This is a genomic window from Cloacibacterium sp., assembly GCF_047601505.1.
Lineage (GTDB): Bacteria > Bacteroidota > Bacteroidia > Flavobacteriales > Weeksellaceae > Cloacibacterium.
Map to the genome: position 1 here is coordinate 41,030 of NZ_JASGJD010000001.1, position 12,674 is coordinate 53,703.

General features: G+C 32.4%; 14 protein-coding genes and 1 tRNA gene. 2 read left to right on the plus strand and 13 right to left on the minus strand.

What is annotated here, in order from left to right:
- Nucleotides 1-18 precede the first annotated feature (18 nt).
- Both QM746_RS00140 and greA read right to left on the minus strand, forming a co-directional pair.
- Complete coding sequence (locus QM746_RS00140) at nt 19-408, minus strand: HIT family protein (protein ID WP_414982357.1); 390 nt, start codon at nt 406-408, stop codon at nt 19-21.
- Between the two features lie 24 nt (nt 409-432).
- On the minus strand, nt 433-900 hold the full coding sequence (gene greA / locus QM746_RS00145) for a transcription elongation factor GreA (protein WP_414985099.1): 468 nt from the start codon (nt 898-900) through the stop codon (nt 433-435).
- 94 nt (nt 901-994) lie between these two features.
- On the opposite strand from greA, the gene QM746_RS00150 reads away from it, so the two are divergent.
- Both QM746_RS00150 and dtd read left to right on the plus strand, forming a co-directional pair.
- A complete protein-coding gene (locus QM746_RS00150) occupies nt 995-1,465 on the plus strand; it encodes a hypothetical protein (RefSeq protein WP_414982358.1) in 471 nt (156 codons plus the stop codon).
- Entirely contained in the window at nt 1,465-1,917 is a 453-nt protein-coding gene (gene dtd / locus QM746_RS00155; protein ID WP_414982359.1) for a D-aminoacyl-tRNA deacylase, read from the plus strand. The genes QM746_RS00150 and dtd overlap by 1 nt, the downstream gene beginning before the upstream one ends.
- Before the next feature lie 32 nt (nt 1,918-1,949).
- On the opposite strand, the gene QM746_RS00160 is transcribed toward dtd, so the two are convergent.
- The 11 genes from QM746_RS00160 to QM746_RS00210 all read right to left on the minus strand — a co-directional run bounded on the left by QM746_RS00160 (nt 1,950) and on the right by QM746_RS00210 (nt 12,661).
- A tRNA-His gene (locus tag QM746_RS00160) sits at nt 1,950-2,023 on the minus strand.
- Nucleotides 2,024-2,064: 41 nt separating this feature from the next.
- Nucleotides 2,065-2,784: a bacillithiol biosynthesis deacetylase BshB1 gene (gene bshB1, locus QM746_RS00165; protein ID WP_414982360.1), complete on the minus strand. Its 720-nt coding sequence runs from the start codon at nt 2,782-2,784 to the stop codon at nt 2,065-2,067.
- 75 nt (nt 2,785-2,859) lie between these two features.
- Nucleotides 2,860-4,524: a tetratricopeptide repeat protein gene (locus tag QM746_RS00170; RefSeq protein ID WP_414982361.1), complete on the minus strand. Its 1,665-nt coding sequence runs from the start codon at nt 4,522-4,524 to the stop codon at nt 2,860-2,862.
- 90 nt (nt 4,525-4,614) lie between these two features.
- Entirely contained in the window at nt 4,615-5,490 is an 876-nt protein-coding gene (locus tag QM746_RS00175) for a PstS family phosphate ABC transporter substrate-binding protein (RefSeq protein WP_414982362.1), read from the minus strand.
- Complete coding sequence (locus QM746_RS00180; RefSeq protein ID WP_414982363.1) at nt 5,480-5,671, minus strand: C4-dicarboxylate ABC transporter; 192 nt, start codon at nt 5,669-5,671, stop codon at nt 5,480-5,482. The genes QM746_RS00175 and QM746_RS00180 overlap by 11 nt, the downstream gene beginning before the upstream one ends.
- A 63-nt stretch (nt 5,672-5,734) precedes the next feature.
- The gene (locus tag QM746_RS00185) at nt 5,735-6,574 is read right to left on the minus strand and encodes an energy transducer TonB (RefSeq protein ID WP_414982364.1); all 840 of its coding nucleotides are present in this window, start codon (nt 6,572-6,574) and stop codon (nt 5,735-5,737) included.
- 25 nt (nt 6,575-6,599) lie between these two features.
- The gene (locus tag QM746_RS00190; RefSeq protein ID WP_414982365.1) at nt 6,600-7,163 is read right to left on the minus strand and encodes an ExbD/TolR family protein; all 564 of its coding nucleotides are present in this window, start codon (nt 7,161-7,163) and stop codon (nt 6,600-6,602) included.
- Nucleotides 7,164-7,171: 8 nt separating this feature from the next.
- The gene (locus QM746_RS00195) at nt 7,172-7,771 is read right to left on the minus strand and encodes an ExbD/TolR family protein (protein WP_414982366.1); all 600 of its coding nucleotides are present in this window, start codon (nt 7,769-7,771) and stop codon (nt 7,172-7,174) included.
- Nucleotides 7,772-7,862: 91 nt separating this feature from the next.
- Nucleotides 7,863-8,732 (minus strand): MotA/TolQ/ExbB proton channel family protein, encoded by an 870-nt coding sequence (locus QM746_RS00200; protein ID WP_414982367.1) that lies wholly within the window; start codon nt 8,730-8,732, stop codon nt 7,863-7,865.
- A gap of 267 nt (nt 8,733-8,999) precedes the next feature.
- Nucleotides 9,000-12,065, minus strand: a complete 3,066-nt coding sequence (locus QM746_RS00205; protein WP_414982368.1) for a leucine--tRNA ligase — start codon at nt 12,063-12,065, stop codon at nt 9,000-9,002.
- 119 nt (nt 12,066-12,184) lie between these two features.
- Complete coding sequence (locus QM746_RS00210) at nt 12,185-12,661, minus strand: lipocalin family protein (RefSeq protein WP_414982369.1); 477 nt, start codon at nt 12,659-12,661, stop codon at nt 12,185-12,187.
- Nucleotides 12,662-12,674: the final 13 nt, after the last annotated feature.

The following is a 12,674-nucleotide window of genomic DNA, read 5'->3' on the forward strand; positions in this document are numbered from 1 at the left end:
AATTTGAGTTTTAGATTTTTATTGATTTACAATTTTATCTTGTATTTCTTTGTATTGTTCTGGGCTGAGTTTCAATCTTTCATTTCCGAAATTCAAATCTTTCATACTGTTCATGGGAACCAAATGAATGTGAGCATGTGGAACTTCTATACCAACCACCGCAATTCCTACTCTAAGACAAGGGATGGCAGATCCTACTTTTTTGGCAACTTGCTGCGCAAACGCCCAAAGATTTTTGAATTCTTCGGATTCTAAATCAAAAATTAAATCAATTTCTTTTTTGGGAATTACCAAAGTATGACCTTCTACCAAAGGCATAGCATCTAAAAAAGCCAGATGTTTTTCGTCTTCAGCAATTTTATAACTTGGAATTTCTCCGTTTACTATTTTTGTGAAAATTGAACTCATAATTTTGTACTTTAGATTACAAATTTAAAGCGATATTTCTAAAACTTCAAAAGAAAGTTTATTGCCATTAGGCAAAGAAATATCTGCAGTTTCGCCAACAGCTTTTCCTAATAAACCCTTTGCAATAGGAGTATTTACAGAAATTTTACCTGTTTTAATATCAGATTCATTATCAGGAACCAGAGTAAATTTTTGCTCTTGATTTGTTGCATTATTTTTAAGACGAACAGTACACAAGATTGACACTTTAGAAGTATCTAACTGGCTTTCGTCAATCACTTTAGAATTGGCAATAACATCTTTTATTTTTGATATTTTCATTTCTAAAAGACCTTGTGCTTCTTTTGCAGCATCATACTCTGCGTTTTCCGAAAGATCTCCTTTATCTCTAGCTTCTGCTATTTGCTGTGTAATTTTTGGCCTTTCAATACTTTCCAATTGCTCCAGCTCAGTTTTCATTTTTTCTAAGCCTTCTTTGGTTACATAATTCATAACTTTGCTCATATCTCGTATATTTAGCGTTAGTATAAAAAAATAATCCGACCTTTGCCGGACAATATTCATAAAAAATTCGATTTACAAAGATATGATTTATTTTGATATGAAAGCAAAAATTCTCAAAACGCTAATTCCAATTTTACTGATTTTCAGTATATTAAAAATTTTAAATTCTTGTGGAAACAGAGAAGAAACAACAAGCTGCTTCCCAAACCAATTAATTTCCGTTCAAATCAACATAAGTCTTCCTGCATACTATCAATTACAAAATGTTGGTGGTTGGGTTTATATCTCAGAACAACAATCTGGAACGCGAGGACTTATCATCTACAGAGCTTCTGCAACTAGTTTTAAAATCTACGACCGTAATGCGCCTCATATTTGCCCAGACACCAATACAACTTTGGAAGTAGAAGGCGGAACTTTGGTAATTTGTAAAAAAGACAATGCAAAATGGTTTTTAATGAGTGGAGCTCCTGCAGAAGTAAGTCCTTATGCACTAAAGCAATATTACTACAGTTTCAATTCTTCTTCTAACATTTTAAATATTTATAATTAATGAAAATAGTTGTACAAAGAGTAAAAGAAGCATGTGTAAAAGTAGAAGGGAAAATTGTAGGAGAAATTTCTGAAGGACTAATGCTCTTAATAGGAGTAGATGAAACCGATGAAACAAACGATGCAGATTGGCTCATTAAAAAAATTATTGATTTAAGGATTTTTTCTGACGAAAATGGAAAAATGAATCTTTCGGTAAAAGATATTTCTGGCGAAATACTTTGCATAAGCCAATTCACATTAATTTCAGATTACAAAAAAGGAAACAGACCTTCCTATATAAAAGCTGCAAAACCAGAAAAAGCAATCCCTTTGTTTGAATATTTTAAAGAAGAAATAAAAAAAACATCTGGTCTGAAAATTGAAAGTGGAATTTTCGGTGCCGACATGAAAGTATCTCTTTTGAATGATGGACCTGTAACCTTGGTTCTCGACAGTAAAACAAAAGCATAAAAAAAGCATCCGAAATTGGATGCTTTTTTTTGGGTGGATGACCGGGATCGAACCGGCGACCTTTAGGACCACAATCTAACGCTCTAACCAACTGAGCTACACCCACCGTTTTTTTGCGTGTGCAAATATATAACTTTTTTATAGAAATTAAAAAATAATTCCATCAAAATTTTTCAAAGCAAGGTATTTTTCCGTTGTAAAACCTTCTGCATATTCCACACCAGAGAGTCTTCCTAAATCCTGAGCTCTGTAGGTTAAACTATCTAAAAAATCTTTAGTTGCTATTGGAGTCATTGGTTCTGTGGAATTTGGGTCGTAAAACTGAGTTTTATAAGCCAAGCATGCCTCTACTTTTTTATCTAAAAATTTCGAAATATCAATCACAAAATCAGGTTCAATATTTTTCCATTGAATATAGTGAAAAACTTGCTTTGGCCTCCAAAATTTTTGTTCAACACCTTCTAAAGTCGTATTAATTTTAATTAAACCTGAAAGGAAACAAGAATCCGAAACCAATTTTGAAGCTTTAGCATGATCTGGATGCCTATCATCTATCGCATTGCAAAGAACAATTTCTGGTTGATATTTTCTAATTACTTTTATGATTTCTAATTGATACTCTTCTGAATTCAACAAAAAACCATCCTTCATTTTCAAATTTTCTCTGGCAAAAATCCCTAAAATTCTTGACGCTTCTGCTGCTTCTACAGCTCTGGTCTCGTTAGTTCCTCTTGTGCCCAATTCTCCTTGAGTAAGGTCAACTATTGCTACCTTTTTTCCTTCGGAAATAAGTTTTGCGATGGTACCTCCGCATCCTAATTCTACATCATCAGGATGTGCACCAATTGCTAAAATATCTACTTTCATTTGCCAAATGTAAAAATATTTCTGAAACAATCAAAAAACAAAAAACTCCTTAATTGCTTAAGGAGTTTAAATTTATTATTGATTTAATAATTTTTGAAGATTTGTTGCATTGGGGTCGGCTGGTTTTATCGCCAGTGCTTTGCCAATGTTTTCTAAAGCTTTTGCTTTATCAATGTCTTTCAATAAAAGAGCAACATTATAATAAGCACCATATAAATTTTCTTGTAATGGTTGCTGTTCTGCCGCTGGTTTTGCTAAAACTACATCAATATATTTAAGGTAAGCTAAAGCAGCAGATTGATTATAGCCTCCTTTTTGCATAGCATATCCTTTGCTATAGTAAGCTGGTTCCCATGTTGGCAACAATTCATTCATTTTTTGCCAAACAAGAGCAGAACCTTCCCAGTTATTAGCAGCTTCGTAAGCTTGTGCTAAGTTGAACAACAAAGTAGTATCTTCTTTGTTTGCTGCAACTTGTTTTTTAAGATTTTCAATATTTTCGTTGGTAGGACCTGCTTCAGCTTTTGCTTTCAATTCAGCAGCTCCACTTACTACTTTTGCATATTCTACATCCCAATTTAGAGTATCATCATTAGCTTGTTTTACAACAGCCATTTTTTCTGCAGATTTTTGCATTAAAGCAGCTTTAGCAGTAGCATCGGCTTCTTTTGAAGCTAAACCTGCATAAATTAAACCTTCTAGACCAGCATCACTTGGGATAATTCTAGATTGCTCTACTTTACTGTAGTAAGATTCTAAACTTGCTTTAGCACCAGCATAGTCATTTTCTTCATATTGTAAATAAGCTTTCAGTTTAAATTTAATTGGGTCTGAAACTTTATCAAAAACTTTATCCAATGTAGCTTTTGCTTCTGCAAAATTGCTATTGATAAAATATAATTTAGCAATTTCTAGAGCAGTACTTGGGTCTTCGTCTGCATATTTAGTATAGTTAATTAAACTTTTTGTAGTCTCATCAGGTCTTTGGAAAGTTCTATTATACTCAGCTTGTGCTTTGTAAGCTGGCGCATAAGTTGGGTCAATAGCTAAAGCTTTATTGATGTTCTCTTCAGCTTTTTTGTATTGTTTAGCTGCCATCCAAAGAGTTGCCATTCTATAAAACACAGACGCTTTATTTTTTGCAATTGCAGACGCTTTTTCATAAGCAGACATTGCATTGCCTGGGTCTTTTATTAATCTGTAAGCATCTCCCAAAGTATAGTAATAGTGAGCAGGAACACCATCCTTATCTGCCGCTTTTTCAATAGCTTTATTAAGGAAAGTGATTGCAAGATTTGGGTCATTACTATTTTCGTACATAGATAATGCTTCACCAATTCTGTATAATACTTCTGGGTCTTTTTCTCTAGAATCTTTTGCAATTTGGTTTAAATCATTAATTGCAGATACTTTTTGACCTTTGCCAATTTTAATAGATGCAAGACCTATTTTATTAAGATAGCTTTTAGAATCTAAAGCGATACCTTTATCAAAAGCTTCTTTTGCTTTATCAAAATTTGGTTCAAATTGAACTAAATATGCATTTCCAAGATAGAAATAGTTTTCAGCTGAAGGAGATTTTTCAATTAATTGATTAAAAACTTCTTTAGCTTTAGCATATTTATGACTGTCTAAATAATTAATACCTTCTGCCACTGTTTGTGCACTAGCAAAGCTCAACACGAAGGTAGCTACCGCACTCATTACAACCTTTTTAGGAATATTAATACTATATTTCATATCTAAATTTTTTCATTAAATTAATTCTTATTAAAGAATACACAATTTTCGCGCCAAAAATAACTTAATTATGCCAAAATAAAAAATTTTTTATCTCATTTGCACCTCTCTTTTAAATATATTATATGGCTGAAGCCCTTCGTTACTCACTACAATTTGTCCTATCTGTGTACAAGAAAACCTTATAAAACCATTTCCTACACCGAAGTTTCCTTCATTAGTCAAAAAATATAAAATTCTAGTAAATGGATATTTCATATTTCTTATTGTTTCTGTATTTGGTAAGTATGAAACGCCTTTATTGTCTATCACTGATAGAACTTTTATTTTTTCTCGAAGAGTTGCTGCTTCTTTAGAATAAGGGTTAGAAATAGTATTGAAGCTTATAACTCCTATACTACTTGGATATTTATCAATTTGGTCTATAATCTGTTCGTTGCCTTTAATTACAGAAAATTTAACATTTTGAGGTTCTATATTAAATTTCTGAGCAACAAAATTAAAATTGCCAGTACTTGCACCATCAAAAATCATTTTTCTACTGTTTGATAGAAGTTCTTTTTTTATTTCGTCTAAAGTAATAGAATTTCTAGTAGAATTTTTGGAGGTAACAAATACCACAGCATCACCAGCAAATCTCGCTGGTTGAAATGGTAAATCTACCTTAGAGGTATACAACTCTTTTTCATCAGCTGTAAGCTCTCTAGACATAATTATTACATCTGCTTTATTATTTAATAAATCTTCAAAAGCAGAATCTTCTTTTGCATAACGAACGTTAATCTTTGTTTCGGGATAAAATGCCATATACCTTTCGGTTAATGCTTCCGTAACATTTTTAAACGATTTATCAGCTATTACTGTTATATTTCCCTTGCCTGGTGTATTATTTTTATCCTTAGCACAATTAATTAAAAATAGAGAAAACAATAAAACAAAATATTTGAAAAAAATATTATTCTTCATCTTTTCTTCTTATAAAAACGATTGCTCTTAATACTCTAAAAATACCATAAGCAATGAGCAATCCTCCTAAAACAAAAGGAATAACTCCATCTAATTTTACTACAAAAAATTTTTTAGTAATTACAAAAATCCCTAAAAAAATGTAGAAAATCCCTATAACAATTGATAGTATATTATACATAATTATCTTTCATATAAAAAAGAGAAGCGAAAGCTTCTCTTATAATTTATTAAAACACTAGGTTTATTCAAAATTCATTGTAAGAGGCATTTTGTATCTCTGTCTTACCGGCTGATCATTAATTTTAGCTGGTTTCCACTTTGTTCTAATGCTCTTAACAGTTCTAATTGCTTCTTGATTAAAGTCTGAATTACCTCCTTGTACTTTAATGTCTGTAATAGAACCATCTCTTTCAATAATGAATGTAACGGTAGCTTTGATGGTACCTCCTTCACCCCCTTCCATTGCACCTGTATCAAAGTTTTCAGAAAACTTATTTCTGAAAGCTCCTAAACCTCCGCCAGGGAATTCTGCATCTTGATCTACAGATTCATAAACTTCAGTAGTACTTGGCGCTTTAGATTCTACAGCGGCTGCTCTTGGTGGAGCTTGAACTGCAGGTGGAGCATAAGTTGCTTGTTTTACACCTTCTTGATTGATAAGACCAGTTGTAGTTTTTAACTGTTCTGAAATTGGAGGTGGTGGAGTTTCCACTTTTGGCGCTTTCACCGGTTCAGGAACAACGTTTTGAATAATCTCAATTTTCTCTTCCGTTTTTGGTGGCGGTGGTGGTGGAGCTGCTTCTTTTTCTTTAATCTCTTCCTTAGGTTTATCTTCTTCTGGAAGAATTTCCATAAGGTCTGCTTTAACCTCTGTTTTATCTTTTGCAGTTAATTGTTTAATTTTCATAACTACAATAGGGCTAATAGCTGCTAGACAGAAAAGAGCTGTTCCTATAACCAAAGATCTTGTTAAGATTCTTCTATAACTTGTTCTTATGTCATAGGCACCATATTCTTTGTTTCTATGTTCAAATACAATCTCGTCTAACGTTGGATTGTAATTTAAATGATCATTTTCCATAATATTCAAAAAATATTTGAATTAATTATTGCGCTGGCGCAGGCTTAGCTCCTCCAACTTTCTTTTCGTAGATTGCTTTTTCCCATGGTTTAATGTCTGTAACACCATATTGTTGAGAATTAGTAATCGTCATTTGATCTAAAATATCTACGAAATTCTTATATACTGCATCATCAGTAGGCTTAATAATAACTGTAAATTTCTTTACATCTTTAGCTCTAAGTTTTGCTTGCTCGATTACTTTTGTAATCCCTTCTTTATCATAAGTAGTTTCTCGCAGGGTATTTTCATTAAGCCCTGCTTGGTCTAACTGGTGATAAAAAATTCTATTATCCTTCCCAATAATCAAAGAGATTGAATTTGACAAATCAATTTCAGTTTTTTGAGGAGGTGGTGCGTCTTTTTTTGGTTTAGCTGGTAATCCAAGATCCATTACATTAGGTTTACTAAAAGTGGTAGTAAACATAAAGAACATTAGCATCAAAAAATTAAGATCCACCATTGGGGTCATATCAACCCTAGTACTCTGCTTTTTGGAGCGGACTTTGCCACCTTTTTCGCCTTTATCCTGTACTTGTACTTCTGCCATTTCTTCTGCTATTTATTAGTTTCTTGGGTAGTAATTAACCAAAACTTATAATATTCTATATCTCTCAACCCTTCAAATAAATTTTTTACTTTAGGGTAATTAGTTGCTCCATCACCTTTGATAGCCAATTTGTATTCTGGGTTAATCTCAAGACTGGCACTTACCCAATCTATTAATTGTTTATTGGTACTATCTAGTGGAACACCTTTCGTAATCACGTTCTTTCTTTGATCTTCAGGCAATTTAAGAAAGCCTTTTAGCTGATTCATTGGAACCCCAATTGCTGGAGTTTTGATGAAAGCCATTTTATCTTCATTAGAAAATTGAACACCATACTTTGCTCCCATTTTATCTAACAACTCTGATCTTTCTTTTGAATTCTCAACAGCTGCGAAATAAAACTTACCATCCTTAGTAATGTTAATTGTCATTAAATTAACATCAGGAAGTAATTTCTCTGAAACAGAAGAAGGTGGTTTAATTTGCTCTACATCAGGCTTTTTAAACTGAGTAGTCATAATAAAGAATGTAAGAAGCAAGAAAGTAACATCACACATCGCTGTCATGTCTGTTACAACACCGTGTCTTTTTGGTTTGACTCTCGCCATTATTATTATTTTTATTAAATTAAACTTCTAGAACTTGCACTTTATTTCTTATTTAGAAAAAACTGCAATTATTTTGCCAAAGAACTAACGATTAGTTAAATTCTGCAAAAGATTGTTGGATAGACATACCAATCTCGTCGATTTTGTATGTAAGTCCGTCAATTTTAGAAGTAAAGAAGTTATAAAGAATAATAGCGATAGCAGAAGTACCAATACCTAATGCAGTATTAATAAGCGCTTCTGAGATACCGATAGATAATGCAGCAGCATCTGGAGTACCACCCGCAGCACCTAACGCTTGGAATGATCTAATCATACCGATTACAGTTCCTAATAGTGCAACTAATGTAGCAACTGTACCTAAAGTAGAAAGAATCATCATATTTTTTTCTAACATTGGCATTTCTAATGTAGTAGCTTCTTCGATAGATTTTGTAAGTGCTACTAATTTTTGCTCTTTGTTTAATGTTTTATCGTCTGCTAAAACTTTGTAAGTAGTAAGACCTTCTTTTACAACATTACCAACAGAACCTTTTTGAGCATCACACTCTTCAATAGCTTCATCAATTTTGTTTTTGTCTAGTAAGCTTCTTACTTTTAAAACGTAAGCATCAAGATTTCCTTTACCAGCAGCTTTTCTTAGAACGAAGAAACGCTCAAAAGAGAAAACAATTACTGTAATCATAAACATGATAAGGATGTGAACGATAGGTCCACCAGTGTAGATAACTCCCATGAAAGATTCTGGATGTAAATCTTTAGAAGCTACATCACTAAAAGCTACAGACGGACCTGTAATAGCCTCACCTGCCTTAGCTTGAAAATTAGCTGGATTACCCAAAACGAAAATATAAATACCTAATGCAATAAGATAAAGAATAGGTAAAACGATAGCAGGATTAAGACCTCCCGCCTTTTTAGCAACTACTTGCTCCTCTTGTGTTGAAACATTCATTTCCATATTAAACTAAATTATAATTGTTAATTTTTTTGAGGCTGTAAAATAAAGGCAAATTATTGTAAAATGCAAGTGAAATATCCAAAGTATGACAAATTTCTGGTTTCTAAAAAAACATTGTAAGTTATCAAATTATCAAAATTTTAATCAATTTTTAACAATTACAAATGCTTCTTTTTAAATCAATAACAATTAATAAATTTTGAGCAACTTTTTTTTACAATTTTACAATAACTCTAAAGTAAATTTTATTATTTATTTAACAAAAATTTAAAAAACAATGTTAATAATTTTCTTCGGTACAATAATCACTTTTTTAGGCGTTGCACCTCCCAAAATCTCTTGAACTTTATCATTATTCATTGTAATTTCTTCAATCTGTTTTGCGTCTAAATCTGCCGCTAATGGAAGTTTGAACCTCATCTTACCATTAAAACTCACAGGATATTCTATTTCGTCCTCTACCAAATAAGCTTCATTAAGTTCTGGAAAGTTTGCAAACTCAATAGAACCATTTTGCCCTAATAAGCTCCACAATTCTTCACAAATATGTGGTGAGTAAGGCGAAACAATAACTGCTAAAGGTTCGAGAATCGCTCTTTTGTTACATTTCAACTTTTGCAATTCGTTTACAGCAATCATAAACTGAGAAACCGATGTATTGAAAGAAAAATTCTGAATATCAAACATAAATTTCTTAATCAAAGTATGTAGAACTTTCAGTTCTGCTTTGGTAGGTTCTTCTTCTGAAACCGAGAAAGTATCTCCATCAAAATAAAGGTTATAGAATTTCTTCAAAAATCCATAAACACCGCTTAAACCTTGTGTGTTCCATGGTTTTGATTGTTCTAAAGGTCCAAGGAACATTTCATACAAACGCAAACAATCTGCTCCGTATTCTTCGCAAATGTCATCTGGATTTACAACATTGTATTTCGATTTTGACATTTTTTCCACTTCACGTTCGGTGATGTATTTTCCGTCTTCTAAAATAAATTCTGCATCTTTAAATTCTGGTCTCCAATTTTTAAATGCTTCTGTATCTAGTTCATCTGAAGTTCCTTTTAATAAAGATACATCAACGTGGATTGGAGTAAATATTGGAATTTCTTTATTACCTATTAGACCTCTATAATCCGTGGAATCATTATCATCAAAAGATTTATAATTATCTACTGTAAATTCAGAGTAATAATTCTCAACAAAATTTAATAGTTCTTCAATAGTACATTTTCCATTTAAAAATTCTTGCTTTTTCTTCTCGCAAGCCATTCTTATAGAATTAGAGAAGTAAATATTATAGTTAGTATTTTGAATCGATTTTAAACTAAACCTATAAACAAACGCACTCATTCCCAAAATCATTCCTTGATTTATCAATTTTTGGAAAGGCTCTTCTTGATTAATGTAACCTCTGTCTTTCAAAAACATATTCCAAAAACGAGAGTACAATAAATGTCCTGTTGCGTGTTCGCTTCCACCAATGTATAAATCTACTTGTCCCCAATAATCTGATAAATCTTTTGCACAGAATTCACCATCATTTTTCGGATCCATATATCTCAAGAAATACCAAGAACTTCCTGCCCAACCTGGCATTGTAGAAAGTTCAATAGGAAAAACTGTTTTTTCATCAATTAAATCTACAGAAACCACTTTTTGATTAACCTCGTCCCAAGCGAAATTTTTCGCATTTCCTAATGGCGGATCGCCATCTTCTGTTGGCAAATATTTCTCTACTTCTGGCAATTCTAAAGGCAATGCAGAAACTGGCAAAGTATAAGGCATTCCGTCTTTATAATACACAGGAACTGGTTCTCCCCAATATCTTTGACGAGAAAAAATCGCATCACGTTGTCTGTAATTGGTAGTCCCGTTTCCGATGCCTAATTTTTCAATTTCTGAAATAATTTTTGCTTTGGCTTCTTTATAATTCAATCCGTTTAAAAATTCAGAATTGATACAAACCGAATCTTTAGAATCATAAGATTCTTCTTGAACATCTACCTCACATTCTATTACTTTTATAATTTCTAAACCGAATTTTTTAGCAAAACGATGATCTCGTTCATCATGCGCTGGAACTGCCATTACAGCACCCGTTCCGTAACCCATCAAAACGTAATCTGAAATATAAATAGGAATATTTTTTCCTGTAAAAGGATTGATTGCAAAACTTCCTGTAAACGCTCCAGAAACGTTTTTCACGTCTGCCATTCTATCACGTTCTGTTTTTTTAGAAGTTTCTTCAATATAATTTTCCACTTCAGATTTTTGTTCTGGAGTTGTTAATTTTTCTACCAAAGGATTTTCTGGCGCCAAAACCATAAAAGTAGCTCCAAAAATAGTATCAGGACGAGTGGTGAAAACTTCTATAAAGTTGCCGGTTGTTGATTGTTGATTATCTGTTCTTTCCTCAGTCATCAATTCCTCAAAAGATATTCTGATTGACTTTAAATCCGATATTTCAAACTTTACAGCTGCTCCTTGAGATTTTCCAATCCAATATTCTTGAGAATCCTTCAACGGTTGTGGCCAATCTATTTTTTGTAAACCTTGAAGCAATCTTTCAGAATAAGCCGTAATTCTCATGCTCCATTGCATCATTTTTTTCTGAAAAACAGGATAACCGCCACGTTCAGATTTTCCGTCTTTCACTTCATCATTCGCAAGAACAGTTCCCAAAGCAGGGCACCAATTCACCGTAGTTTCGGCTCTATAAGCCAATCTATAATTGAGTAAAATATCTTGCTTCTCGTTTTCATCGGCTGCATTCCATTCTTCTGAAGTGAAATTTAATTCATCATTCTGAACAGCATTCAAATTTTCTGTCCCGAATTTTGAAAAATGCTCTACTAAAGTTTGGATAGACTCTGCTTTATCTGTGGTTTTATTGTACCAAGAATGGAATAATTCAATAAAAATCCATTGTGTCCATTTATAATAAGAAGCGTCAGAAGTTCTTACTTCTCTACTCCAATCGAAAGAAAAACCAATTTTTCTTAATTGTTCTTCGTATCTATTGATATTTTGCTCTGTAGTAATTGCAGGATGTTGCCCTGTTTGAATGGCATATTGTTCTGCAGGCAAACCAAAAGAATCGTACCCTACAGGATGTAAAACATTAAAACCTTGATGTCTTTTGAATCTTGCATAAATATCTGAGGCAATATATCCGAGAGGATGCCCTACGTGCAAACCCGCTCCAGAAGGATAAGGAAACATGTCTAGAACATAGAATTTCGGTTTACTGCTATTGTTTTCTGTTTTGTAAGTTTGGTTTTCTTCCCAGAACTTTTGCCATTTTTGGTCTATCTGCTTGTGATCGTAAAACACCTTATATCGTTTTATAGATTATTAAACTTGATTTTTAAGAATTTACAAATTTAAGATTTTTAAAAGAAAAATCCTTATCAAAATTTTGACAAGGATTAAATTATAAAATTTTAAATTATTTATTTTTTGTACATTATAGTAGTAATTTTTCCACTAAATGTTCCACCATCTACAACATAATTACTCACATTATCTTCTGCCACCATTTCAGAACCTGTTAACTTAGTAAGATTAGTAACATCAGTTTCACTTCCATTTTTCATAGTTAAAATCTTTTTAGAAGCATCATAAGTATAGGTTACTTTATCATCCTGCATTTGTGTACAAGTCCCTGAGGTGTCCACCCAAGAAGTAACATTACCTGTTCCGTCTTGATTTAAAACTATTGTGGATTTTTGCATACAACTATTTACTGGCATTGTAACATTAATTGATGAAGATACACCTCCTTTAGTTACGGTTCCATTTAAGCTCAAACTATAAAAATACCAGTTACCAACAACAGAATCTGAGGTAGAACTAGAATTAGAATCATCATCTCTACTACAAGAGAATAAAACTATAGACGCAAAAAGAAAGAAAAGAATTTTTTTCATGGTTGTTAATTTT

Bases quoted from the DNA above. Each gene is read 5' to 3' on its own strand.
- QM746_RS00140 (WP_414982357.1), bottom strand. From the start codon at position 408: ATGAGTTCAATTTTCACAAAAATAGTAAACGGAGAAATTCCAAGTTAT.
- greA (WP_414985099.1), bottom strand. From the start codon at position 900: ATGAATTATGTAACCAAAGAAGGCTTAGAAAAAATGAAAACTGAGCTG.
- QM746_RS00150 (WP_414982358.1), top strand. From the start codon at position 995: ATGATTTATTTTGATATGAAAGCAAAAATTCTCAAAACGCTAATTCCA.
- dtd (WP_414982359.1), top strand. From the start codon at position 1,465: ATGAAAATAGTTGTACAAAGAGTAAAAGAAGCATGTGTAAAAGTAGAA.
- bshB1 (WP_414982360.1), bottom strand. From the start codon at position 2,784: ATGAAAGTAGATATTTTAGCAATTGGTGCACATCCTGATGATGTAGAA.
- QM746_RS00170 (WP_414982361.1), bottom strand. From the start codon at position 4,524: ATGAAATATAGTATTAATATTCCTAAAAAGGTTGTAATGAGTGCGGTA.
- QM746_RS00175 (WP_414982362.1), bottom strand. From the start codon at position 5,490: ATGAAGAATAATATTTTTTTCAAATATTTTGTTTTATTGTTTTCTCTA.
- QM746_RS00180 (WP_414982363.1), bottom strand. From the start codon at position 5,671: ATGTATAATATACTATCAATTGTTATAGGGATTTTCTACATTTTTTTA.
- QM746_RS00185 (WP_414982364.1), bottom strand. From the start codon at position 6,574: ATGGAAAATGATCATTTAAATTACAATCCAACGTTAGACGAGATTGTA.
- QM746_RS00190 (WP_414982365.1), bottom strand. From the start codon at position 7,163: ATGGCAGAAGTACAAGTACAGGATAAAGGCGAAAAAGGTGGCAAAGTC.
- QM746_RS00195 (WP_414982366.1), bottom strand. From the start codon at position 7,771: ATGGCGAGAGTCAAACCAAAAAGACACGGTGTTGTAACAGACATGACA.
- QM746_RS00200 (WP_414982367.1), bottom strand. From the start codon at position 8,732: ATGGAAATGAATGTTTCAACACAAGAGGAGCAAGTAGTTGCTAAAAAG.
- QM746_RS00210 (WP_414982369.1), bottom strand. From the start codon at position 12,661: ATGAAAAAAATTCTTTTCTTTCTTTTTGCGTCTATAGTTTTATTCTCT.